General features: G+C 71.3%; 22 protein-coding genes. 16 read left to right on the top strand and 6 right to left on the bottom strand.

Annotation, left to right across the window (positions count from 1 at the left end; all coding sequences use genetic code 11):
- Positions 1 to 7 precede the first annotated feature (7 nt).
- Genes bioB through bioD form a run of 3 tightly spaced genes read left to right on the top strand, consistent with a single transcriptional unit; the run spans position 8 to position 3,249 of the window.
- The gene (bioB, locus tag ACIRRY_RS33175; protein ID WP_403980034.1) at positions 8 to 1,216 is read left to right on the top strand and encodes a biotin synthase BioB; all 1,209 of its coding nucleotides are present in this window, start codon (positions 8 to 10) and stop codon (positions 1,214 to 1,216) included.
- On the top strand, positions 1,209 to 2,507 hold the full coding sequence (locus tag ACIRRY_RS33170; protein WP_403980031.1) for an adenosylmethionine--8-amino-7-oxononanoate transaminase: 1,299 nt from the start codon (positions 1,209 to 1,211) through the stop codon (positions 2,505 to 2,507). Before bioB ends, ACIRRY_RS33170 begins: the two co-directional genes overlap by 8 nt.
- A gap of 1 nt (position 2,508) precedes the next feature.
- Positions 2,509 to 3,249, top strand: coding sequence for a dethiobiotin synthase (gene bioD, locus ACIRRY_RS33165; protein ID WP_403980029.1), 741 nt, complete (start codon positions 2,509 to 2,511; stop codon positions 3,247 to 3,249).
- A gap of 49 nt (positions 3,250 to 3,298) precedes the next feature.
- On the opposite strand, the gene ACIRRY_RS33160 is transcribed toward bioD, so the two are convergent.
- On the bottom strand, positions 3,299 to 6,058 hold the full coding sequence (locus ACIRRY_RS33160; RefSeq protein ID WP_403980027.1) for a LuxR C-terminal-related transcriptional regulator: 2,760 nt from the start codon (positions 6,056 to 6,058) through the stop codon (positions 3,299 to 3,301).
- A gap of 114 nt (positions 6,059 to 6,172) precedes the next feature.
- Between ACIRRY_RS33160 and ACIRRY_RS33155 the strand changes: the two genes are divergently transcribed.
- Complete coding sequence (locus tag ACIRRY_RS33155; protein WP_403980025.1) at positions 6,173 to 6,859, top strand: esterase/lipase family protein; 687 nt, start codon at positions 6,173 to 6,175, stop codon at positions 6,857 to 6,859.
- Between the two features lie 95 nt (positions 6,860 to 6,954).
- On the top strand, positions 6,955 to 7,653 hold the full coding sequence (locus ACIRRY_RS33150; protein WP_403980022.1) for a class I SAM-dependent methyltransferase: 699 nt from the start codon (positions 6,955 to 6,957) through the stop codon (positions 7,651 to 7,653).
- On the opposite strand, the gene ACIRRY_RS33145 is transcribed toward ACIRRY_RS33150, so the two are convergent.
- Together ACIRRY_RS33145 and ACIRRY_RS33140 are read right to left on the bottom strand one after the other, a co-directional pair.
- Positions 7,654 to 8,028 carry a fic family toxin-antitoxin system, toxin component gene (locus ACIRRY_RS33145; protein WP_200679099.1) on the bottom strand — a complete coding sequence of 125 codons (375 nt, stop codon included), beginning with the start codon at positions 8,026 to 8,028 and terminating at the stop codon, positions 7,654 to 7,656.
- 5 nt (positions 8,029 to 8,033) lie between these two features.
- Positions 8,034 to 8,273, bottom strand: a complete 240-nt coding sequence (locus ACIRRY_RS33140; RefSeq protein WP_403980019.1) for a toxin-antitoxin system HicB family antitoxin — start codon at positions 8,271 to 8,273, stop codon at positions 8,034 to 8,036.
- Between the two features lie 247 nt (positions 8,274 to 8,520).
- On the opposite strand from ACIRRY_RS33140, the gene ACIRRY_RS33135 reads away from it, so the two are divergent.
- The 8 genes from ACIRRY_RS33135 to ACIRRY_RS33100 all read left to right on the top strand — a co-directional run bounded on the left by ACIRRY_RS33135 (position 8,521) and on the right by ACIRRY_RS33100 (position 17,067).
- Entirely contained in the window at positions 8,521 to 9,369 is an 849-nt protein-coding gene (locus tag ACIRRY_RS33135; RefSeq protein ID WP_403980017.1) for an ABC transporter ATP-binding protein, read from the top strand.
- A gap of 4 nt (positions 9,370 to 9,373) precedes the next feature.
- Positions 9,374 to 11,944 (top strand): ABC transporter permease, encoded by a 2,571-nt coding sequence (locus ACIRRY_RS33130; RefSeq protein WP_403980014.1) that lies wholly within the window; start codon positions 9,374 to 9,376, stop codon positions 11,942 to 11,944.
- 48 nt (positions 11,945 to 11,992) lie between these two features.
- On the top strand, positions 11,993 to 12,904 hold the full coding sequence (locus ACIRRY_RS33125; protein WP_403980012.1) for an LLM class F420-dependent oxidoreductase: 912 nt from the start codon (positions 11,993 to 11,995) through the stop codon (positions 12,902 to 12,904).
- Positions 12,897 to 13,322, top strand: a complete 426-nt coding sequence (locus tag ACIRRY_RS33120; RefSeq protein ID WP_403980009.1) for a GNAT family N-acetyltransferase — start codon at positions 12,897 to 12,899, stop codon at positions 13,320 to 13,322. Before ACIRRY_RS33125 ends, ACIRRY_RS33120 begins: the two co-directional genes overlap by 8 nt.
- A gap of 156 nt (positions 13,323 to 13,478) precedes the next feature.
- Positions 13,479 to 14,849 (top strand): hemolysin family protein, encoded by a 1,371-nt coding sequence (locus ACIRRY_RS33115; protein WP_403980006.1) that lies wholly within the window; start codon positions 13,479 to 13,481, stop codon positions 14,847 to 14,849.
- Complete coding sequence (locus tag ACIRRY_RS33110; protein ID WP_403980003.1) at positions 14,846 to 15,859, top strand: hemolysin family protein; 1,014 nt, start codon at positions 14,846 to 14,848, stop codon at positions 15,857 to 15,859. The genes ACIRRY_RS33115 and ACIRRY_RS33110 overlap by 4 nt, the downstream gene beginning before the upstream one ends.
- A 68-nt stretch (positions 15,860 to 15,927) precedes the next feature.
- A complete protein-coding gene (locus ACIRRY_RS33105) occupies positions 15,928 to 16,710 on the top strand; it encodes an SGNH/GDSL hydrolase family protein (protein ID WP_403980000.1) in 783 nt (260 codons plus the stop codon).
- A 6-nt stretch (positions 16,711 to 16,716) separates the two neighbouring features.
- The gene (locus ACIRRY_RS33100; protein WP_403979998.1) at positions 16,717 to 17,067 is read left to right on the top strand and encodes a DUF4326 domain-containing protein; all 351 of its coding nucleotides are present in this window, start codon (positions 16,717 to 16,719) and stop codon (positions 17,065 to 17,067) included.
- Positions 17,068 to 17,104: 37 nt separating this feature from the next.
- On the opposite strand, the gene ACIRRY_RS33095 is transcribed toward ACIRRY_RS33100, so the two are convergent.
- A complete protein-coding gene (locus tag ACIRRY_RS33095; protein ID WP_403979995.1) occupies positions 17,105 to 17,575 on the bottom strand; it encodes a hypothetical protein in 471 nt (156 codons plus the stop codon).
- Between the two features lie 109 nt (positions 17,576 to 17,684).
- Here ACIRRY_RS33095 and purB point away from each other — a divergent pair, with 109 nt between their 5' ends.
- Both purB and mug read left to right on the top strand, forming a co-directional pair.
- Positions 17,685 to 19,127, top strand: coding sequence for an adenylosuccinate lyase (gene purB, locus ACIRRY_RS33090; RefSeq protein ID WP_403979992.1), 1,443 nt, complete (start codon positions 17,685 to 17,687; stop codon positions 19,125 to 19,127).
- Positions 19,124 to 19,669: a G/U mismatch-specific DNA glycosylase gene (mug, locus tag ACIRRY_RS33085; RefSeq protein WP_403980234.1), complete on the top strand. Its 546-nt coding sequence runs from the start codon at positions 19,124 to 19,126 to the stop codon at positions 19,667 to 19,669. Before purB ends, mug begins: the two co-directional genes overlap by 4 nt.
- A 60-nt stretch (positions 19,670 to 19,729) precedes the next feature.
- Here the strand turns inward: mug and ACIRRY_RS33080 are convergent, their stop codons facing one another.
- Together ACIRRY_RS33080 and ACIRRY_RS33075 are read right to left on the bottom strand one after the other, a co-directional pair.
- Positions 19,730 to 20,452, bottom strand: a complete 723-nt coding sequence (locus ACIRRY_RS33080; protein ID WP_403979990.1) for an ABC transporter permease — start codon at positions 20,450 to 20,452, stop codon at positions 19,730 to 19,732.
- Between the two features lie 2 nt (positions 20,453 to 20,454).
- Entirely contained in the window at positions 20,455 to 21,375 is a 921-nt protein-coding gene (locus ACIRRY_RS33075; RefSeq protein ID WP_403979987.1) for an ABC transporter ATP-binding protein, read from the bottom strand.
- A 108-nt stretch (positions 21,376 to 21,483) separates the two neighbouring features.
- Between ACIRRY_RS33075 and ACIRRY_RS33070 the strand changes: the two genes are divergently transcribed.
- Positions 21,484 to 22,638 carry a sensor histidine kinase gene (locus ACIRRY_RS33070; protein WP_403979984.1) on the top strand — a complete coding sequence of 385 codons (1,155 nt, stop codon included), beginning with the start codon at positions 21,484 to 21,486 and terminating at the stop codon, positions 22,636 to 22,638.
- The last annotated feature ends 11 nt before the right edge of the window (positions 22,639 to 22,649 follow it).

The raw sequence follows: 22,649 nt of genomic DNA, 5'->3' as shown, positions 1-22,649 counted from the left end.
GGGCCTCATGGACCTGCTGAACACGCTCGTGGACAAGGGGCTTCGGCGCGAGCTGCCGACCCGCGCGGAAGCACTCGCCGTCCTCGCCACCTCCGACGACGACCTGCTGGATGTCGTGGCCGCGGCCGGAAAGGTGCGCCGGCACTGGTTCGGGCGACGGGTGAAGCTCAACTACCTCGTCAACCTCAAGTCCGGCCTGTGCCCCGAGGACTGCTCGTACTGCTCGCAGCGGCTCGGCTCCAAGGCCGACATCCTGAAGTACACGTGGCTGAAACCCGACGATGCCTCGAAGGCGGCGGCGGCCGGTGTGGCGGGTGGCGCCAAGCGGGTCTGTCTGGTGGCCTCCGGTCGGGGGCCGACGGACCGGGACGTGGACCGGGTCGCGGGCACCATCAAGGCGATCAAGGACCAGAACGAGGGCGTCGAGGTGTGCGCCTGCCTGGGCCTGCTCTCCGACGGCCAGGCGGACCGGCTGCGCGAGGCGGGCGCGGACGCCTACAACCACAACCTCAACACGTCCGAGTCGACGTACGGCGACATCACGACCACCCACACCTACGCCGACCGCGTCGATACCGTGCAGAAGGCGCACGCGGCGGGCCTGTCCGCCTGCTCCGGCCTGATCGCCGGCATGGGCGAGACGGACGAGGACCTGGTCGACGTCGTCTTCTCCCTTCGGGACCTCGACCCGGACTCGGTGCCGGTGAACTTCCTGATCCCGATGGAGGGCACCCCGCTCGCGGCCGAGTGGCACCTCACCCCGCAGCGGTGTCTGCGCATCCTCGCGATGGTGCGGTTCGTCTGCCCCGACGTCGAGGTGCGGATCGCGGGCGGCCGTGAGGTCCACCTGCGCACGATGCAGCCCCTCGCCCTGAACCTCGCCAACTCGATCTTCCTCGGCGACTACCTGACGTCCGAGGGCCAGGCCGGCCAGGCCGACCTGGAGATGATCGCGGACGCGGGCTTCGAGGTGGAGGGCGCGGGCGAGGTGACGCTGCCGCAGCACCGGGCGGCGGTGGGCGGCTGCGGGTCGCATGGGGAAGCCGATGGGGGCTGCGGATCCCACGCGGGTGGCGGATGCGGGTCCCACGAGGGTGCCGGAGTCTGTGGTTCCGCTCCCGCGTCCGCGTCCGCGCCGCAGGTCGATGAGGTGCGCCGGGACCTGGTCTCCGTACGCCGCCGAGGTGCCGGAACGGATCTAGCGCCCAATGCCTGACCCGACCGCCCTGCCCGGCCTGCCCGTCCCGGAACTGCTGGAACTGGACCGGCGGCACGTCTGGCATCCGTACGGTCCGATGCCTGGCCGGGTCGACCCGCTCGTCGTGGAGTCGGCGAGCGGGGTCCGGCTCCGACTGGCGGGCGGCGGGGGTGAGTTGGTCGACGGGATGTCGTCCTGGTGGTCGGCGATCCACGGCTACAACCACCCCGTGCTCAACGAGGCCGCGCACGAGCAGCTCGGCCGGATGAGCCATGTGATGTTCGGCGGGCTCACGCACGAGCCCGCCGTACGACTGGCGAAGCTCCTTGTCGACATGTCACCCGACGGCCTGGAACACGTCTTCCTGGCCGACTCGGGTTCGGTGTCGGTCGAGGTCGCGGTGAAGATGTGCCTCCAGTACTGGCGCTCGCTCGGCCGCCCCGCGAAACAGCGCCTGCTGACCTGGCGCGGCGGCTACCACGGTGACACCTGGCAGCCGATGTCGGTGTGCGACCCCGAGGGCGGGATGCACGAGTTGTGGGCAGGAGTGCTGCCCCGACAGGTCTTCGCGGACGCGCCTCCAGCCGAATACGACGATTCGTACGCCGACCATCTCCACGAGCTGATCGGGCGGCACGCGCACGAGCTGGCCGCGGTGATCGTGGAGCCGGTGGTGCAGGGTGCGGGCGGGATGCGGTTCCACTCCCCCGCGTATCTGCGGGTGCTGCGCGAGGCGTGCGACGCGCATGACGTGCTGCTGGTGTTCGACGAGATCGCGACGGGCTTCGGGCGTACGGGAGCCTTGTTCGCGGCGGAGCACGCGGCCGTCACGCCGGACGTGATGTGCGTGGGCAAGGCGCTGACCGGCGGCTATATGACGATGGCGGCGACGCTGTGCACGTCACGCGTGGCGGACGGCATCTCGCGGGGCGAGGTACCGGTCCTGGCCCACGGCCCGACCTTCATGGGCAACCCGCTGGCGGCGGCCGTGGGCTGCGCGTCGATCGAACTCCTCCTGAACCAGGACTGGTTGACGGAGGTGAAGCGCATCGAGACGGGCCTGCGGGAGGGCCTGGCGCCGGCGTCGAGGATCCCCGGCGTCCGGGACGTCCGGGTCCTCGGCGCCATCGGCGTGGTCCAGCTCGACCACGACGTCGACATGAAGGCCGCCACGGACGCGGCCGTCCGCGAGGGCGTGTGGCTACGGCCGTTCCGCGACCTCGTCTACACGATGCCGCCGTACGTCACGAACGACGCCGACCTGGCACGGATCGCCCGCGCGGTGTGCGCGGCGGCACGGGAGGGATGACATGCCGGTACTGGTGATCACGGGCACGGGCACGGAGGTCGGCAAGACGATCACCACGTCCGCGGTGGCCGCGGCGGCACTCGCGGCCGGCCGCACGGTAGCCGTCCTGAAGCCCGCCCAGACAGGTCTACGACCGGACGAGCGCGGCGACGCCGACGAGGTCGCGAGGCTCGCGGGCACCGTGACGACGGCCGAACTCGCCCGCTACCCCGAGCCGTTGGCCCCCGGCACGGCGGCGCGGCGGGCCGGTATGACTCCGGTCCACCCGCACGAAGTGGCCGAAGCCGCCCAGAAGTTGGCCACCGAGCACGACCTGGTCCTGATCGAGGGCGCGGGCGGGCTGCTCGTACGGTTCGACGAGGAGGGCGGCACGCTGGCGGACGCGGCGCGGTTGCTGGCTGCCCCGGTCCTGGTCGTGGCATCGGCGGGCCTGGGCACCCTGAACACGACGGAACTGACGGCCCGTGAACTCCGCTCCCAGGGGCTCGACTTGCTGGGCGTGGTGATCGGCAGCTGGCCCAACACCCCTGACCTCGCGTCCCGTTGCAATGTGGCCGATCTGCCTGAGGTGGCGGGGGCGCCACTGCTCGGGGCGCTGCCGGAGGGCGCGGGGGCTCTCGCCCCGGCCGACTTCCGTGCGGCGGCGGCGAGTTGGTTGGCGCCGCGGCTTGACGGGGTGTGGGATGCGGAGGGGTTCCGGGGGCGCGAGGCGCCGCCGTCCTGGGATGGCGGCGTGGCTTAGCAGCATCCCCGGCAGACGCGCCCCCGCCTCGAATCGCACACGGCGCGCTCTAGGACGCCTCTCCTTCCGCCAGCAGCCGGACCAGTTCGATCCGTGAGCGGATGCCCAACCGGCTGAAGACTCCGCGCAGATGGTGGTCGATCGTGCGGGGGCTGAGGGCGAGGCGGACGGCGATCTCGCGGTTGGTGGCGCCGTCGGCGGCCATGCGGGCGACCATCAGTTGCTGGGCCGTCAGGCGAGCGGCAGGCGTGGGGAGGGTGGTCGCGGCCACCGGGGTGCCCAGGGCCCGGAGTTCAGCTCGGGCCTGGGCGGCGCAGTGCGGGGCGCCGAAGGACTCGAATGCCTCCAGCGAGGTGTGCAGACGGTCGCGGGCCTCGGTGCGGCGGCGCAGTCGGCGCAGAGTGCCGCCCAACAGGAGCTCGGTGCGGGCCCGTTCGAAGTCGCGGGTGCCGCGTGCGTGCAGGTCGAGGGCGTGGCGATAGTGCTCGACGGCTTCGGCGCCGGGTGCGAGCAGAGCACGGCAACGGGCGCTCAGGGCAAGGTCGTCGGGGCTGCGGACGGCACGTGCCCAGCGGTCGTAGTCGGCGTGTGCGGCACGGGCGATACGGGTGTCGCCGCTGCGGGCGGCGGCCTCGACATAGTGCGGGGTGGCGAGGTGCCGGATCGCCCGGTGTCCGTGGCCCGGACCGAACCCGGCGAGCGCGCGCAGCCGGGCCGCTGCGGCGGCGAAGCGGCCACTGCTGAGGTCGAGGTAGGCGAGCGCCCACTGGGCCAGGGCCGCCGGCAGCCCCAGGCCCCGGCCGAGGGCGAACGAGCGGGCGGCGGCGGCCCGTTCGCGACAGACGTCGCCGTCTCCGGTGAGCGCCGCGAACATGGCGAGCGCGGCTTGCAGATGGCACGCGCCGTTGTCCTGTCCGGTGGCGTGGGCCTGCCACAAGGCGTCCGCGGCGGCCGTCTCGGCGGCCCTCGAATGCCCGGTCCAGAACTCGGCGTACGCCCGGAACTCCATCGCCTGCGCCACGATCACCGTCGCGCCACGCGCCCGGGCCGAGGCCGCCGCCCGCACGGTCGCGGTGGTGGCGCGGGTGTGGTCACCGAGCATCAGCGCGGCGATCCCGGCATGGATGAGGAGGGTGGGGTCACCGCCGGGCCCACATCTCCCGGCAGCGGCCTTCAGCAGATCCCGCGCGTCCTCATACCGCCCCTCAAAAGCGGCGGCCAGTCCCCCGAGCGTCCCGTGCGGCACGATCCCGACCCGGAAGGCAACAGCCGCCGCCTCCCGGCACCGTCTCAGATCCCCGGTGTAGACGGCAGCCTCGGTGGCCCGGGCGAGGAGGTGAACTGCGTGGTCGGGGGCGGGGGCGGGGGTTCGGGGGGTGGTGGTGATGCGGGTTGTCCGGGGCGGTGAAGGGGGCGCGGCCGGTGGCGGCGCGGCCGACCCAGGCGCAGCCGTTGCCAGCACGTCCGTTCCACGTGCGCCGGATCCGGGCCCTGCAGTTTCGGGCACAGCCGATCCGGGCGCCGCAGTTTCGGGCACGGCCGATCCGGGCGCCGCACTTCTGGGCACGGCTGATGCGTGAACTACCGGTCCAGGCGCCGTAGTTCGATGCACTGCCGCTGGCGGCACTGTGGATCCGGGCGCCGCACTTCCAGGCTCGGGCGTTACCTGCGCTGCCGAACCAAGCTCCGCAATGCCCGGCGCAGCCGTCCCGCGCACCCCCGCTGGCGTCCCTGCCGACTCAGGCGCGGCCGTCGGCGGCACGGCCGATCCGGGCGCGCCCGATCCGGGCGCTGCAGTTCCCGCCGTCGCACTTCCCCGCACCCCACTTCCCGGCACCGTCGTCCCCAGCACCGCAGTACCCGTCGGCACCGCAGCACCCGGCGCCACAGCACCGAACGTCTCGCCCACGCGCCCCCCGGCCACAGTCCCCCCAACCCCCCACCGCCCCACCGCGTTCAGCAGCGCGTCAAACGCCTCCGCCGCGTTCCCCGACCGCAGTGCGAAGACCCCGTTCAGCGCGTCGCTGTCCGTCGTGGCGGCGAGGCCTCGGGCGCGGTCGGTCTCGCCGGACTGCCAGGCGTCGGCGGCGGCGCGGTTGAGGAGGCGGGACTGTTCGCGGGGGTCGGCTGCGAGGGCGGCGGCGCGTTCCACCAGGGCGCAGGCGAGGGCGTGTTCACCGGTGGACCGGGCCCTCTGCGCCGCCGTACGGAGTTCCGCGGTGAGCCGCACGCTGGGGCCGAGCGCTCCCGCACCCCGGTGCCAGGAACGTCGCGGTGTCTCGCCCTCAGCACGCAACACCCGTGCCAGCAACCGGTGTACGTCCCGCCGGTCCGCCGGTGACCCGGTCTCGTACGCGGCGATCCTCGTCCACGCGTCGCGGAAGACGACCCCGCCGGCCGTCGTATGGGCGACTCCGGCCGTCTCGGCGGCTTCGAGGGGCCGGGTGTCGAGCCGCGCCGCCGCGGCGGCGCGCAGGAAGGCGTGGGTGGCGACCGGGTACTGATCGGCTGCGGCGAGCAGCAGGAGCAGGCGCGTGTTGTCCGGCAGCGACCGGATCTCCCCGCGGTGCCGGCTCAGCAACTCCGGTGCCAGGGACGCCGGTTCGGTCGGCAGGGGGTCGAGGCCCGCGGCCTGGCGTGGGGTCAGGCGCGGGATGAGTTCGGCCGCGGCGCGCGGATCGCCGTAGACGACGCGCAGCAGTCGGATGCGGACCCCCTCGGGGAGTTCAGGGTCCAGGGTTCGCCCGGTGTCGATGCGCGACGGTGGCGAAGTGCGGTCTAGAGAAGTGGGGTTCACCGGAGTCAGCACACAACTGACGTTACTGGCGAGTTAATTCACCCGTAAAGACCGGCGATTTCGCCGATGCGGCGCGCGTAGACCCCGCCGACACTCCTGACAACCCCACCCGTATCAGGAGGCATCATGCAGCGCCACAAGCGTCGCATCGCCACGGCCCTGTCGGCCGTGACCACCTCGCTCCTTCTGTCACTCTCCCTGGCCTCGACGCCCGCTCACGCGGCGAGCCACGATCCCGTCATCTTCGTGCACGGCCTGAGCGGTTCGGCGAGCGGCTGGGACGACTGGGTCGCGGACTTCGAGGCCGACGGCTACTCCTCGTCCGAGCTGTTCGCGTGGTCGTACGACTGGACGCAGTCGAACGTCACCACCGCCTCGCAACTGGCGACCAAGGTCAAGAGCGTGCTCGCGCAGACCGGTGCGTCGAAGGTCGACATCGTCGGTCACTCCATGGGGACGCTCAGCTCCCGCTACTTCCTCAAGAACCTGAGCGGTACGTCGTACGTGGACCACTTCGTGTCGGTCGCCGGCGTCAACCACGGCACCTCCATCGCCTCGCTGTGCGGCTGGCTCTACACCTCCTGCAAGGAGATGCAGACCGGGAGTTCCTTCCTCACCGCGCTCAACTCCGGTGACGAGACGCCCGGCAGCGTGTCGTACGCGGCCTACTGGTCGGACTGCGACGAGGCGATCAACCCGGACACCTCGGCCGAGCTGAGCGGCGCGACCAACGTGGACGTCGGGTGCATCTCGCACACGAACATGAACAACGACCACGGTGTCTACGAGCAGGTGCACGACTTCATCTCCTGACCCGCCCCGGAGCGACAGCGGGGGTGGTCACGGCCCGCAAGGGGGACAATCCCGGTAGGGACCGGCTTCGGCCCGGTCCGGTCCGGGAGGTCGCCATGCCGCTACGAGCCGCAGGCTCCGGCACTGTGCCGCGGGACGCCGTCCACCACCCGCTGTTCGCCCGTTACTACGCCCGTTTCAGCGTGAGTGCCGAGTCGAAACTCGGCCTCGCGGGGCTGCGGGACCGGCTGCTCGCCGGGCTCTCCGGGCGGGTGATCGAGATCGGGGCCGGGAACGGCCTGAACTTCTCGCACTATCCGGGCACCGTCTCGGAGGTCGTCGCGATCGAACCCGAGCGCACGCTACGGCAGTTGGCCGTGGAGGCAGCACTCCGCTCCGGGGTAGCCGTCGACGTGGTGCCGGGCGCGGCGGAGAAGCTGCCCGTCAAGAGCGAGGCCTTCGACGCGGTCGTCCTCTCGCTGGTGCTGTGCAGCGTGCGCGATGTGCCGAGGGCTCTCGCGGAGGTACGACGGGTGCTGCGGCCCGGTGGAGTCGTGCGGTTCTTCGAGCACGGCCGGGGCGGCGGGCCGGCGATGGCGTTCACCCAGCGCGCCCTGGACCGCACACTGTGGCCGCCGCTGAACGGCGGCTGCCATCTGGCCCGTGACCCGGTCACCGCGCTGCGCGACGCGGGGTTCGAACTCGGGCCGTACCGGCGGGTGTTGATCCCGGAGAAGGGACCGACCCTGCCGACCTCCTACTGCGTCCTGGGTCCGGCCTGGCGCCCGGTGACGGACACAGACACAGACACGTGATCACAGGCTCCACTGGCGCAGCTCGTGCGCGATGTCGTCGACCGACGCCTCGCCGCTCTTCACCAACCGGGCCAGATCACGGACCTGTTCGGGCGAGGTGACGACCTTCAGGCCGCTGGCGACGAGGTAGGCGTATGCGACGGCGGAGGCGAAGAGGGCGTTGGAGCGCTCCAACGCGGGGACGTGGATCAGGAGTTGGAGTAACGCGGCGGCGCGGGCGTGCGGGCTGTCGTAGACCGGGACGTCGAATATGTCGGCCTGGTGGCGGGCGACGGCGGCGACGAGCGCACCCCAGTCGGTGACCGCGGGGTCTCCGGGAGTCTTCTGTTCGGCGAGCATCAGCAGCCAGGCGAGGTCGATCCTGAGGTTGTTCAAAGGGATCAGCGGCGGCCTTCGCGGGCGTGCTCCCCGTCGGCGCCGAACTCGTCGGCGAAGACGGACTCGTACTGCTTCATGAAGTCGGCGGCGGCCTCGACGAACGTGTGGCCGACCTCGCCGGTGTCCTGTCTGACCAGCTCTTCTATGTAGCGGTTGACGCTCATCCCACGGGCCAGGGCACGCTCACGGGCCGCGCGGGCGGTGCCCTCGTCCACGCGCACGTTCAGCTGGGTCTTCGCCATACCTAGACGCTAGCGCCGGATCGCTAGCATCGGCAAGGGCTCGGCCCACGGGTGGAGAGTGCCCCTTACACCGGTATCGGGGGCCCGACCTGGGGTGGAGACCGCCTCGGCCGCACGGGGGATATCCGGTGTGCGGCGCGTCACACTAGGCTCGGCCCGCGACCAAGGCGTCGGAACGTCTCGGAAGGTTCGGAACGTCTCGGAAAGCTCGGAACGTCGACGAGCGACGGAATCCCAGGGGGCTGTCTTGTCCACATCCGCTACGGAGCACGCTCCGGGTCAGGCCTCGGCCGGCCGGATCGCGGCCCGCGCCCACGGCCTGACCAAGGCGTACGGCTCGGGCGAGACGACCGTGCTCGCCCTGGACGCCGTGGACGTGGACATCGCGCGCGGCCGTTTCACCGCGGTCATGGGCCCGTCCGGCTCCGGGAAGTCCACGCTGATGCACTGCCTGGCGGGGCTCGACACCGTCTCGGCCGGGCAGGTGTGGCTCGGCGACACCGAGATCACGGGGCTGAAGGACCGCGAGCTGACCCGGCTGCGCCGGGACCGGATCGGGTTCATGTTCCAGTCGTTCAACCTCATCCCGACCCTCAACGCGGCCGAGAACATCACACTCCCCATGGACATCGCCGGCCAGAAGCCGGACCAGAAGTGGCTGGACCAGGTGATCGACACGCTCGGGCTGCGGGACCGGCTGAAGCACCGGCCGTCCCAGCTCTCCGGGGGCCAGCAGCAGCGCGTGGCGTGTGCGCGGGCGCTGGCCTCCCGCCCCGAGCTGATCTTCGCCGACGAGCCGACCGGCAACCTCGACTCACGGGCGGGCCTCGAAGTGCTCGGCTTCCTCCGCGACGCCGTCGACGATCTCGGCCAGACGGTCGTCATGGTCACCCACGACCCGGGCGCAGCCGCCCACTCCGACCTGGTGCTCTTCCTCGGGGACGGACGGATCGTGGACGAGATGGAGCGGCCGACGGCGGAGGCCGTACTGGAACGCATGAAGCGTTTCGACCTCACCCGCAGCCCGTTCGACGACCCCTCCCCCTCCCCGTCTCCCTCCTCGGACGGGACCGACGTATCCCTCGACAAGGACTGAATCCGTGCTCAAGGCGACCCTCCGGAGCTTCCTCGCGCACAAGGGACGGCTGCTGCTGTCGGCGCTGGCCGTCGTGCTGTCGGTGGCCTTCGTGGCCGGCAGTCTGATCTTCTCCGACACGGTGACCCGCACCTTCGACCGGCTCTTCGCCTCCACGTCCGCCGATGTGACCGTCGAGCCCAAGCAGGACCTCAAGTCCTCGGTGCCCACCGGCGCGACCGAGACCGTGCCCGCCGCGCTCGCCGGACAGGTGACGAAGGTGGCCGGGGTCGCCTCGACCCACGCCGACGTGTCCGTCGAGAACATCGTGGTCGTCGACAGCAAGAACAAGTCTGTCGGGCCGACCACGGGCGCGCCGACCATTGCCACCGACTGGTACCTCACCGACCGCAGCCCCGTGAAACTGACCTCGGGCCACGCCCCGCAGGGCGCCGACCAGGCACTTCTGGACGCGGACACCGCCGACGACAAGCACGTGAAGATCGGCGACACGCTCACCGTGCAGGCACAGCCCGGCAGCTTCAAGGTCGAGATCGTCGGCATCGCCACCTTCACCACCACCAACCCCGGCGCCGCACTCGTCTTCCTCGACCCCGCCACCGCGAAGGACCAACTGCTCGGCGCACCCGACCGGGCCACGAGCATCTCGGTGGACGCGGCGAAGGGTGTCGACGACGCCGTACTCAAGCAGCGGGTGACCGCGGCGATCGACTCCTCCGGTACCTACGACATCAAGACCGCCGACGAACAGGCGAAGTCGGCCGCCGCCGATCTGGGCGGCTTCCTCGACGTGATCAAGTACGTGATGCTCGGCTTCGCGGGCATCGCGGTCCTCGTCGGTGTGTTCCTGATCGTCAACACGTTCTCGATGCTGATCGCCCAACGCACCCGCGAACTGGGCCTGTTGCGCGCTCTGGGCGCCGACCGGAAGCAGGTGCGGCGGTCGGTGCTCACCGAGGCGCTGCTGCTGGGGCTGGTCGGTTCAACTGTGGGGCTGGCGGCCGGGATCGGGCTCGCGGCCGGGCTGATCAAGCTGATGACCGCGTTCGGCATGAACCTCAAGACCACGGAGATGGTGGTCGGTTGGCCAACACCCGTGGCGGCGTACGTGGTCGGGGTCGGGGTGACCTTCGTCGCCGCGTATCTGCCGGCCCGGCGCGCCGCGACCGTCTCCCCGATGGCGGCCCTCGCGGACGCCGAAGTCGCGGGCGTGGGGCGGCCGTTGAAGGTGCGGGCGGTGGTGGGTTCGGTGGTCGGGGCGCTCGGTGTCGCCGCGCTGGCGGGCTGCGCCGCCGCGACGAGCACGGCCTCGTCGTCCTCCTTCCTGGGCCTGGGCATCGTCCTCACCCTGATCGCGACCGTGATCGCGGGCCCGCTGCTGGTCCGTCCGATGATCCGGGTACTGGGCGGCGCCTTCCCCGCCCTGTTCGGCTCGGTCGGCCGGATGAGCCAGCGCAACGCCCTGCGCAACCCGCGCCGTACGGGCGCCACGGCGGCGGCCCTGATGGTGGGGCTCGCCCTGGTCGGCGGGATGTCGGTGGCGAGCGCGTCGATGTCCAAGTCCTTCGACCAGCAGATCGACAAGACCCTGGGCGCCGACTTCGTGATCCAGAACGGCAACTTCCTGCCGTTCTCCAAGGAGGTCACGGACCGGGTGCGCGCCACCGAGGGCGTCGGTCTCGTCGTACGGGCCCGGTTCGCGCCCCTCGCGGTCAAGCTGCCGGACGGCAGGCGGGTGGAGACGACGGCGGCCGGCTACGACAGCCCGCTGAACGCTGTCGCCCACATCAAGTACGCCCAGGGGAACACGACTTCGGCACTCGCCGCCGGGCACCTCGCCATGGACGTCGACTTCGCGAAGAAGCACGACGTACGGATCGGCAGCGTGCTCCCGGTCGAGTTCCCGGGCGGACGCACCACACAATTGACGGTGGGCGCCCTCAGCGACCAGGGCGCCTCGGGCGGGTTCGGGACGCAGGGCGGACTCTTCTTCGGGATCGCCACGGTCGAGAAGTACGTCCCGAACGGCCAGGACTCCTCGCTGTACGTGAACGCGGCCTCCGGCACCGGCGCCGACCAGCTCCGCAAGGCGCTGGACACGACGCTGAAGCCCTATCCGCAGGTGCAGGTCCGCGACCAGGCCGACTACAAGAAGCTCGTCCACGACCAGATCGCCGTCCTGCTGTATCTCGTGTACGCGCTGCTCGGGCTGGCCATCGTCATCGCGGTGCTCGGCGTGGTCAACACCCTTGCCCTGTCGGTCGTCGAGCGCACCCGCGAGATCGGGCTGCTGCGCGCGATCGGGCTCGGCCGGCGCCAACTCCGGCGGATGATCCGGCTGGAGTCGGTGGTGATCGCGGTGTTCGGCGCGGTGCTGGGACTCGGTCTGGGCCTGGTGTGGGGCGTCTGCGCGCAGCAAGTCCTGGCGCTCCAGGGCATGAAGGCGCTCGCGGTGCCGTGGACCACGATCGTCGCGGTGGTGATCGGCTCGGCGGTGGTCGGCATCGTCGCGGCCCTGCTGCCCGCGTTGCGCGCGTCCCGTATGAACGTGCTGGCGGCGATCGCGCACGAGTGATGGAATCACGACGGCCGTTCTGAAGTCCCTTGCCGCCGAGGAGAGTTCATGCCGCGTCCGTTCCGTTTCGGGGCCAGTCTGCTCACGTCCGCGCCCGCCGACGAGTGGCGCGCGAGATGCCGACGGGTCGAGGAGCTCGGCTACGACGTGATCCTGGTCCCGGACCATCTGGGCATGGTCGCGCCGTTCCCGGCGCTGGTCGCGGCGGCGGACGCGACCGAGCGGCCACGGGTGGGCACGTTCGTGCTCAACGCGGGCTTCTGGAACCCGACTCTGCTGGCCCGCGAGGTGACGACGACCGACGAGCTGACCGGTGGACGCCTCGAACTCGGCCTGGGCACCGGCTATGTGCGGGCGGAGCACGACACGGCGGGGCTGCCCTTCGGCTCGCCCGGCGAACGCGTGGACCAACTACGTTGCACGATCGACGAGTTGGGGCGGCTGCTGGACGCGGCGAAGTGCCGGGTACCGCTGCTCCTCGGCGGCAACGGCGACCGCGTGCTGCGACTGACCGCCGAGCACGCGGACATCGCGGCGTTCGCGGGCGCGAGCCTGGAACCGGGCAGTACGGAAGGCCGCTTGGCGCCGGTCGACGCGGCCGGACTCGACCAACGGGTCGCCCGGTACCGGGAGTTCGCGGCCGGCCGGGCGGAACCCGCCGAACTCAACCTGCTGATCCAGCGGGTGGCGGTGACGGACGATCCCGCGAGCGCGCTCCGGCCGCTGCTGGACCGCCGGCCCGATCTGACCCTGGAGCACGTGCTCGACCTGCCCGTCATGCTGGTCGGCTCCCTGGAGGAGATCACCGCGAAGGTGCGCGCGCTGCGCGACCGGTACGGCTTCTCGTATCTCACCGTGCTGGAGCCCTACATGGAGGCGTTCGCGCCGGTCGTCGGGGAACTGCGCCGAAACCCGCTCGCCGCGCCCGCCCACCCTCTGCTTGGCTCGTCCCATGAGTGATCTGCATATCCGTGGCGCGGCCCTCTCCGACGTCGACGCCGTGCTGGCGTTCTGGCGCGAGGCCGCCGAAGGCACGAGCATCAGCGACGACCGCGACGGCGTGGCCCGGCTCATCGAACGGGATCCGGACGCGCTGATCCTCGCGGAGCGTGACGGGCATCTCGTCGGCTCCGTGATCGCCGGCTTCGACGGCTGGCGTTGCCATCTCTACCGGCTGGCCGTGCACCCGGAGCACCGCCGCCGGGGCATCGGCTCGGCGCTGCTCACGGCGGCCGAGGAGCGCTTCGTGGCGCTGGGCGGGCGGCGCGGGGACGCGATGGTGCTGGAGCGCAACGAGACCGGGCAGCATGCGTGGCGCGCGGCGGGGTACGCACCCGAGAACCACTGGCGGCGCTGGGTGAAGCACCTCACGAACTAGCTACTTTGCCCATCCTTTACTATTGACGGACGACTCCGAACTTCGACATCTCCACGAAAGGTGTGAGCGTCCGCCCATGGGCGAGCCTCCCAGTCCCAGCGCGCGACATCGCGCGAACCTCCCTGCCCTGTCCGATCATGGGACGGAGGTGACCCGATGACCGAAGTGCTTCTGCTGCTGGTGGCGATCCTGCTCTCGCTCGCCTGTGGTGCCTTCGTCGCGGCCGAGTTCTCGCTGACCACCGTCCAGCGCGGCGAGCTGGAGCGGGCGGTCGAGCGCGGCGAGCGGGGTGCCGCGGGCGCCCTGAAGGCCGTACGGAATCTGACGTTCCAGCTCTCCGGGGCGCAGCTCGGCATCACCGTCACCAATCTGGTCGTCGGCATGCTCTCCGAGCCGTCGATCGCCGCGCTGATCGCGGGACCGCTCGAATCGCTGGGCATCTCGCACTCCGCGTCGAAGTCCGTCGCGCTGGTGCTGGGCACGGCGCTGTCGACCGTCTTCCTGATGGTCGTCGGCGAGCTGGTGCCCAAGAACTGGGCGATCTCCTCGCCGCTGGCGGTGGCCAAACGGGTGGGGAACGCGCAGCGCTGGTTCAGTGCCGCGTTCCGCCCGTTCATCAGCCATCTGAACAACACGGCCAACCATGTGGTGCGGGCCTTCGGTCTGGAGCCCGCCGAGGAGCTGGCCTCCGCGCGCGGGCCGCAGGAGCTGGCCGCGCTGGCCCGGCACTCCGCGAAGGAGGGCGCCCTGGAGCCGGACACGGCCGAGCTGTTCGTCCGGACGCTGAACCTCGCCGACCTCACGGCGGAGAACGTGATGACGCCCCGCGTCCAGGTCGTCGCCCTCGACGCCCAGGCGACCTGCGAGGACGTGGCGAACGCGACGCGGGCGACCGGGCTGTCCCGGTTCCCGGTGTACCGCGGCAACCTCGACGAGGTCGTCGGCACGGTGCACATCAAGGACGTCCTGGCGGTGCCGGCGGACCGACGCCCCCGCTTCCCCCTCTCCGAGGTCATGCGCGAACCGCTCCTCGTCCCGGAGTCCCTGACCGTGGACCGCCTCCTGGACCGGCTGTCGGGCAAGCGCACGATGGCCGTCGTCATCGACGAGTACGGCGGCACGGCGGGGGTCGCGACCCTGGAGGACATCGTCGAGGAGGTCGTGGGAGAGGTCCGGGACGAGCACGACCCGCACGAGACGCCCGACCTGGCCGCGGCCGGGGCGGACGACGACGGCCGCTCGCTGTACTCGGCGGACGGCGCCGCCCGCATGGACCAGCTCGCGCGCGTGGGGCTGCGGGCGCCGGAGGGGCCGTACGAGACGCTGGCCGGTCTGGTCGCCACCGAACTGGGGCGGATTCCGGAGGTCGGAGACACCGTCGAGGTCGCCGGGTGGCGGATCGACGTGGTGGACGCGTCCGGGCGCAGAGCCGCGCGGCTGCTGCTGCACGCGCCGCTCGACGACACCGACTCCGGTTCCGGCTCTGATTCCGGTTCCGGTTCCGACTCCGCGAAGGGGGAGCTGTGACCGCCGTACAACTGCTGATCGGGTTGGCGACGCTGGTCGTCAACGCCTTCTTCGTGGCCGCCGAGTTCGCGTTGATCTCGGTGCGCCGCAGTCAGGTCGAGCCGCACGCCGAGCAGGGCGACCGGCGGGCCAAGAGCGTGCTGTGGGGGTTGCAGCACGTGTCGGCGCTGATGGCCGCGGCCCAGCTGGGCATCACGCTGTGCACCCTGGTGCTCGGCATCGTCGCGGAACCGGCGATCGCGCATCTGCTGGAGCCGGTGTTCCACGCGGTCGGTGTGCCGGAGGGCGCGGGGCACGCGGTGTCCTTCGTGATCGCGCTGGCCGCGGCGACCTATCTGCACATGCTGCTCGGCGAGATGGTGCCGAAGAACATCGCCCTGGCGGAGCCGGTGCGCAGCGCGCTGGTGCTGGGGCCGCCGCTGGTGACGTTGTCGCGTGCGCTGCGCCCGGTGATCTTCACGATCAACGCGTTCGCGAACACGCTGCTCAAGCTGTTGCGGGTCGAGGTCAAGGACGAGGTCACGGCGTCCTTCTCGGACGCCGAACTCGCCCGGATCGTACGGGACTCCGGCGAGGCGGGGCTCATCGACGAGCGGGCCCTGGAGCGGCTGAACGACGCGCTGGAGCTGGGCAGCAGACCCGTGCGGGACGTCGTACTCCCCCTCGAACGCGTCGACTACGTGGTCGCGGGCATCACCCCGGCGGAGCTGGAGGTGCTGTCGGCCGAGTCCGGTTTCTCGCGCTTCCCGGTGGTGGACGACGAGCGCCGGATCATCGGCTACCTCCACGTCAAGGACGCGCTGGACGCCTCGCCGCGCGACGAGCCGTTCAAGGTGGAGGACATGCGGTCGATCGCGAACGTGAAGGAGGACACACCGCTGGACGACGTCCTCACCGCGATGCGCAGCGGCCGTACGCATCTCGCGGCGGTGCTCGACGAGGAGGGACGGCTGACCGGGCTTGTGACCATGGAGGACGTGCTGCGGGAGCTGTTCGGGCAGCGGACGTGAGCCCGGCCGCGTGATCGCGGAGGCCGACCTACCGGCTGGTATGCGTGCGGGTTACCATCTCTGTCGCCATGCAGACGAATCCCACGCACACCAGCCTGGTCGCGATCGGCGACTCCTTCACCGAGGGCATGTCGGACCTGCTCCCGGACGGCACCTACCGGGGCTGGGCCGACCTCCTCGCCGGCCGGATGGCCGCCCGGACGCCCGGCTTCCGGTACGCCAACCTCGCGGTGCGCGGCAAGCTGATCGCGCAGATCGTCGAGGAGCAGGTCGGCCCGGCGGCCGCCATGCAGCCCGATGTGATCACACTGGTCGGCGGCCTGAACGACACCCTGCGCCCCAAGTGCGACATGGGCCGGGTCCGCGCCCTGCTGGAGGAGGCCGTCGAACGCCTCACGCCCGCCTGCAAGCACCTGGTCCTGATGCGCAGCCCCGGCCGCAACGGCCCGGTCCTGGAGCGCTTCCGCCCCCGCATGGAGGAACTGTTCGCCTGCGTCGACGACGTCGCCGCCCGCCACGGCGCCCTGGTGGTCGACCTGTACGGCGCACCCTCGCTCGGCGACCCGCGCGCGTGGGACGTCGACCGTCTCCACCTCACGGATGACGGCCACCGCAGGGTCGCCGAGGCCGTGTGGCAGACCCTCGGCTACGAGGCGGAGGACCCGGAGTGGCGCACCCCGGTGCCGCCGACCCCGCCCCCGAACTGGACCGCCCGCCGCGTAGAGGACGCCCGCTTCACCCGCCAGTACCTCCTCCCGTGGATCTCCCGCCGCCTCACCGGCCGCTCCTCGGGCGACGGCCGCTCCCCGAAACGCCCGGACCTCCTCCCCTACGAGGGCCCGGCGGCGTAACTCCCCATGACCACGCGGGTGATCAACGTCAGGGGCCGGATCCATGAGTACGGCCCCCGCCTGGAACGCGCCCCCGAGGACATCGTCTACGTAGGCCGCCGCTGGACCCTCGGCGGCTGGGACCTCCCCCGCCACCCGCTCTACAACCCCTTCGCCTACGACACCCCCACGCGCCCCCGGGACGGCACCCGCGCGGACGTGATGACGCAGTACCGGGCATATCTGCTGGGGCGCCCTGATCTGCTGGCCCTGGTGCCGACGCTGCGCGGACGGACGCTGGCCTGCTGGTGTGCGCCGTTGGTGTGTCATGCGGGGGTGCTGGCCGACATGGCGGAGGGCGGTGAGGGCGGGCGGTGACGTGCGGCAGGCCGACCTCCGCGCCTGCGGGAACGGCTTACGACCAGCCCCCGGTGAAGTTGCTGCTCAACTGCGCGTTGCAGATGTCGTAGCCGCCGGACGCGTGGCCCTTCTTCGTCTTGCCGTCCGCCGTGACCGAGCAGTTGATGTCTCCGGAGCCCTGGAGCTGTGCGTGGACGTCGTAGTACAGGGCGTCCTTGTCGAGGGTCAGCGTCGCCTCGAACGTGCCGTCCTGGAATGTGCCCTTGCGGGTGTCCGAGTCGGAGCCGTAGCCGATGTCGAGGCCGCCGAGAGCGCCGGCGGGGGCGGTGCCCCACACCTTGAAGACGACCTTGCCGTCGGTGGCGTCCTTCTTGGTGCCGCTCTTCTTCGTGTCGTCCTTCTTCGTGTCGGCGGCGGCCTTGTCGGGGCGCTTGCCGGAGTCCTTGTCGCTGCTGCCGCCCCCGATGACGGCGGCCAGCGCGGCGATGACGACGAACAGGCGGCTACTGGGGGGGTATCCACCCACCCAATCGGGTTGGGGGAGGTTCGGCGCACCCGGAGAGTCTTTGACCTGCGCCCTCGGGACTGTAAGGACGGTCCGGAGCCCTCAAGGACGCCGGGTAAACTCCGTACACGTGACTTCCGCTCCCGCCAAGCCCCGCATCCCGAACGTCCTCGCCGGACGTTACGCCTCCACCGAGCTCGCCACGCTCTGGTCCCCCGAGCAGAAGGTGAAGCTGGAGCGGCAACTCTGGCTCGCTGTGCTGCGCGCCCAGAAGGACCTCGGCATCGAGGTGCCGGACACGGCGATCGCGGACTACGAGCGGGTGCTCGACCAGGTCGACCTGGCCTCGATCGCCGAGCGCGAGAAGGTCACGCGGCACGATGTGAAGGCGCGGATCGAGGAGTTCAACGACCTCGCCGGGCACGAGCAGGTGCACAAGGGCATGACGTCCCGGGATCTCACCGAGAACGTCGAGCAGTTGCAGATCCGGCTCTCCCTGGAGCTGATGCGCGACCGTACGGTGGCCGTCCTGGCGCGGCTGGGCAAGCTGGCCGGTGAGTACAGTGAGCTGGTCATGGCCGGCCGCTCGCACAATGTGGCCGCGCAGGCCACCACCCTCGGCAAGCGTTTCGCGACCGCCGCCGACGAACTGCTCGTGGCGTACGGCCGGGTCGAGGAACTGCTCGGCCGCTACCCGCTGCGCGGCATCAAGGGCCCGGTGGGCACCGCGCAGGACATGCTGGACCTGCTCGGCGGCGACGCGGCGAAGCTCGCGGAGCTGGAGCAGCGGATCGCCACGCACCTCGGTTTCTCGCAGGCGTTCACCTCGGTCGGCCAGGTGTACCCGCGCTCGCTGGACTACGAGGTCGTGACCGCGCTGGTGCAGGTCGCGGCGGCACCCTCGTCGCTCGCGAAGACGATCCGGCTGATGGCCGGGCTCGAACTGGTCACCGAGGGCTTCAAGCCGGGCCAGGTCGGTTCCTCCGCGATGCCGCACAAGATGAACACCCGCTCCTGCGAGCGCGTCAACGGCCTGATGGTCATCCTGCGCGGCTACGCGTCGATGACCGGCGAGCTGGCGGGCGACCAGTGGAACGAGGGCGACGTCTCCTGCTCGGTGGTGCGCCGGGTGGCCCTCCCCGACGCGTTCTTCGCGCTCGACGGTCTGCTGGAGACGTTCCTGACCGTCCTCGACGAGTTCGGCGCGTTCCCGGCCGTCGTGGCACGGGAGTTGGACCGCTACCTGCCGTTCCTCGCCACGACCAAGGTGCTGATGGCCGCGGTCCGCGCGGGTGTCGGCCGCGAGGTCGCGCACGAGGCCATCAAGGAGAACGCCGTCGCCTCCGCGCTGGCGATGCGCGAACAGGGCGCCGAGCGCAACGAGTTGCTGGACAAGCTCGCCGCCGACGAGCGCATCCCGCTGGACCGCGCCCAGTTGGACGCGCTGATGGCCGACAAGCTGTCCTTCACGGGCGCCGCGGCCGACCAGGTCGCCGTCGTCGTCGCCCGCGTCGAGGAGCTCGCGAAGCAGCACCCGGAGGCCGCGGGATACGCCCCGGGGGCGATCCTCTGACCCGCTTCACCCAGGCCGAGCTGGAGGCCGCCCGCGACCGTCTCGTACCGGACGTCGTCGCGGACGGCCTCGCCGTGCTGTTCTGCGGTATCAACCCCGGTCTGATGACGGCGGCCACGGGCCACCACTTCGCCCGCCCCGGCAACCGCTTCTGGCCGGTGCTGCATCTGTCCGGCTTCACCTCGAGGCTCATGAAGCCCGCGGAGCAAGGGGAGTTGCTGTCGTTCGGGCTCGGCATCACGAACGTGGTGGCGCGGGCCACGGCCCGTGCCGACGAGCTGAGCACGGAGGAGTACCGCGAGGGCGGACAACTGCTCGCGTCGAAGCTCGCCGGGTGGCAGCCGCGGTGGCTGGCGGTGCTGGGCGTCACCGCGTACCGGGCCGCTTTTGACGACCGGCGGGCCCAAGTGGGCCCCCAGGAGCGGATGTTCGGGGACACGCGCGTGTGGGTGCTGCCCAATCCGAGCGGCCTGAACGCGCATTGGACGGCGGCGACGATGGCCGAGGAGTTCGGACGGCTGCGGGACGCCGCACAGGGTTAGCGATCCAGCCGCACAGGGCCAGGCGGCGCAGCCGCGCAGGATCAGCGGCCCAACGGCCGGTCAGGCGTCCCGGCGCCGCACACTCCACGCCCCTGCCGCCAACACCGCGGCGGCCCACAGCGCCGTCACCCCGAGCCCGGTCCACGGGCCCATCGCCCCGTCCCAGGTCGCGTGGAGCGCCACCTGGCCGGCCCGGTCGGGCAGGAGGTCCGCGATGTCGCTGGACGCGTCGCCGACCACGAAGGACACGATGAGCAGGAACGGTATGACGATGCTCAGCGTCGCCACTCCGCTGCGCAGCACCGCCGTGAGACCGGCCGCGAGCAACGCCATCAGCGTGAGGTAGACGGCGCAGCCGACCACACCGCGCGCCTGCTCCGCCGCGCCGAGCCCGTCGGACTCGGCGCCCAGCACCGCCCTGCCGACCACCAGGGTCACCGCACCGGTGACCAGGCCGACGGAGAACACCGGTACGGCGATCGCCGTCGCCTTGGCCGCGAACCAGCGTCCCCTGTGCGGCACCGCGGCCAGCGACAGCCGTAGCGCTCCGCCCTGGAACTCGGAGGACACGGCGGTCGTGCCGAAGGAGATCGCCGCGATCTGGCCGAACGTGACACCGAAGAAGACCGCGAACAGCGGGTCGAAGTCGTCGCCGCCGGTGTCGGCCGAGGCGAGCGCGGAGAAGACCGCCGTCACCACGAGGATCATGGCGAGCGCCGCGACCTGTGAACGCAGGGTACGGATCTTGATCCACTCGGAGTGGAACACGGGCGTGAATGCCATGGTCAGGCCTCCTGGTGCGCTGCGGTGAACTCGGTCTCGCCGGCCGTCAGATCGAGATAGGCCTGCTCCAACGTGCCCTCGGTGGCGGTCAGTTCGAGGATCGGGACGCCGGCTGCGGACAACAGGGTGCCGATCTCGTCCACGCGTGCGTGCGCCACGGTCCAGTGCCCGTCCTCCTGCTCCACGGCGTCGAGACCGTGCTCGCCGAGGGTGCTCTTGAGGGCGCCGGTGTCCGTCGTACGGATGCGTACGTGGGGTTGCACGCGCGCGTCGATGAAGTCCCGCATCGGGGTGTCCGCGAGGAGCCGTCCCCGGCCGAGGACCACGAGGTGGTCGGCGAAGGAGGCGGTCTCGTTCATGAGGTGGCTGGAGACGAGAACCGTGCGGCCCTCCGCCGCGAGTCGGCGCAGCAACTCCCGGATCCAGACGATGCCTTCGGGGTCGAGGCCGTTCGACGGCTCGTCCAGCAGGATGACTTCGGGGTCGCCCAGGAGAGCACCGGCGATGCCCAGCCGCTGGCGCATGCCCAGGGAGTACGTCTTCACCCGGTGCCGCGCGACCGACGCGAGTCCCGTCTCCTGGAGCACCGCGTCGACCCGGGCGACCGGAATGCGGTTGCTCGCCGCCAAGGCCCGCAGATGGTCGCGGGCGGTACGGGAGCCGTGCGCGGCCTGCGCGTCGAGCAGGGCGCCGACGTGACGCAACGGCTCGGTGAGCTCGGCGTAGGGGTGGCCTCCGATGGTGGCGGTGCCGGAGGTGGGCCGGTCGAGGCCGAGGACGAGGCGCATGGTGGTGGACTTTCCGGCGCCGTTGGGGCCGAGGAAGCCGGTGACCTTGCCGGGGCGGACGTCGAAGGTGACGTGGTCCACGGCCCGCCGGATGCCGTACTCCTTGGTGAGGTCTCGTACGTCGATGCTGGTCATGCCCAACAGCCTGGCCGTCCAAGGGAGTTGGGGCCTCCCCCGTCGGTGGAGATCGTCTCCCCCGCCCGGGGGAGGCCGATTGTCAGTGCCGGCTGTCACGATGTGTGAATGGTCCGCTTCCTGCGCCCGCTGCTCCGGGGGACGACGTACACGCGTCTGCTGCACCTCTGGGTGCCGATACTGATCGTCAGCGTGTGGCTCTTCATCAGCCCGGGGACCCCGTACGCGCCGGCGCTCGCGCTGATCCCGGTCGGTCTGATCCCGGCCGTGCGGATCGGGGAAGGCGTGCAGGCGCAGTTGCTGCTGACGCCGGGCAGGGAGGACCCGGGGATCTCCGTGGCGCCGTCGGCGACCTGGCGGGACCGGGGGCGCACCGTGCTGTGGCTGGAGGCGCGGATGGCTCTGGGCTGGGCGACGACGTTCGCCTGCGTCTGGCTGCCGATCATCACCTTCCAGTTGATCGAGATCGCACGCGGGCACGTGCCCGACGACGTATGGCTTCTCAAGGAGGCGACACCGCATGGCTGGTACGCCTTGCTGGTGCCCCTGCCCCTGATCGCCCTGTACGCGGCCGTGGTCGGTCTCGGCACGTTGGCCACGCTGCTGGCCCGGAAGTTGCTCGGCCCTTCGCGCGCCGAGCAGCTCGCCGCCCTGGAGGAGCGCACCGAGCAACTGCTGGAACGCAACCGCATCGCGCGGGAGTTGCACGACTCCATCGGGCACGCGCTGACGGTGGCCGTGGTGCAGGCGGGTGCCGCCCGTGCGGCGGGCGACCCGGAGTTCACCGAGCGGGCGCTGGGTGCCATCGAGGAGACCGGCCGGGCCGCGCTGGAGGACCTGGAGCGGGTGCTGGGCGTGTTGCGCGAGGCGGAGCGACCGGTGAGCAGCCGGCCGACGCTGGTGGACGCGGACCGGCTGCTGGACTCGGCGCGCGCCTCCGGGGCGAAGGTCGACGCGGAGGTGACCGGGCCGTTGGAGACCGTGCCCGGGCCGGTCTCCCGAGAGGGGTACCGGATTCTGCAGGAGGCGCTGACCAATGTGCTGCGGCACGCGGGTTCCGTCCCCGTGCGGGTCCGTATCGGCGTGGCGGACGGCACCCTCGATCTGGAGGTCCGCAATCCGCTGACGGCGGCGATACCGGGCCCGGGCCGGGGCAGTGGTCTGCGCGGCATACGCGAGCGTGCCGCGCTGCTCGGCGGCCGGGCGCACACCGGACTCGACGAGGGTGACTGGCAGGTGCATGCGGAGCTGCCGCTGGGCTGATCTAGGCTGGC

Origin of the sequence: Streptomyces sp. NPDC101776 (assembly GCF_044766845.1) — a bacterium.
Classification (GTDB): domain Bacteria; phylum Actinomycetota; class Actinomycetes; order Streptomycetales; family Streptomycetaceae; genus Streptomyces.
Note: the sequence above shows the minus strand (reverse complement) of the source record. Positions and strands in the feature narration are given on the sequence as shown.

Excerpts from the sequence above, each read along its gene's own strand:
- bioB (WP_403980034.1), top strand. The coding sequence starts at position 8 with ATGGACCTGCTGAACACGCTCGTGGACAAGGGGCTTCGGCGCGAGCTG.
- ACIRRY_RS33170 (WP_403980031.1), top strand. The coding sequence starts at position 1,209 with ATGCCTGACCCGACCGCCCTGCCCGGCCTGCCCGTCCCGGAACTGCTG.
- bioD (WP_403980029.1), top strand. The coding sequence starts at position 2,509 with ATGCCGGTACTGGTGATCACGGGCACGGGCACGGAGGTCGGCAAGACG.
- ACIRRY_RS33155 (WP_403980025.1), top strand. The coding sequence starts at position 6,173 with ATGCAGCGCCACAAGCGTCGCATCGCCACGGCCCTGTCGGCCGTGACC.
- ACIRRY_RS33150 (WP_403980022.1), top strand. The coding sequence starts at position 6,955 with ATGCCGCTACGAGCCGCAGGCTCCGGCACTGTGCCGCGGGACGCCGTC.
- ACIRRY_RS33140 (WP_403980019.1), bottom strand. The coding sequence starts at position 8,273 with ATGGCGAAGACCCAGCTGAACGTGCGCGTGGACGAGGGCACCGCCCGC.
- ACIRRY_RS33125 (WP_403980012.1), top strand. The coding sequence starts at position 11,993 with ATGCCGCGTCCGTTCCGTTTCGGGGCCAGTCTGCTCACGTCCGCGCCC.
- ACIRRY_RS33120 (WP_403980009.1), top strand. The coding sequence starts at position 12,897 with ATGAGTGATCTGCATATCCGTGGCGCGGCCCTCTCCGACGTCGACGCC.
- ACIRRY_RS33115 (WP_403980006.1), top strand. The coding sequence starts at position 13,479 with ATGACCGAAGTGCTTCTGCTGCTGGTGGCGATCCTGCTCTCGCTCGCC.
- ACIRRY_RS33105 (WP_403980000.1), top strand. The coding sequence starts at position 15,928 with ATGCAGACGAATCCCACGCACACCAGCCTGGTCGCGATCGGCGACTCC.
- ACIRRY_RS33100 (WP_403979998.1), top strand. The coding sequence starts at position 16,717 with ATGACCACGCGGGTGATCAACGTCAGGGGCCGGATCCATGAGTACGGC.
- ACIRRY_RS33080 (WP_403979990.1), bottom strand. The coding sequence starts at position 20,452 with ATGGCATTCACGCCCGTGTTCCACTCCGAGTGGATCAAGATCCGTACC.
- ACIRRY_RS33075 (WP_403979987.1), bottom strand. The coding sequence starts at position 21,375 with ATGACCAGCATCGACGTACGAGACCTCACCAAGGAGTACGGCATCCGG.
- ACIRRY_RS33070 (WP_403979984.1), top strand. The coding sequence starts at position 21,484 with ATGGTCCGCTTCCTGCGCCCGCTGCTCCGGGGGACGACGTACACGCGT.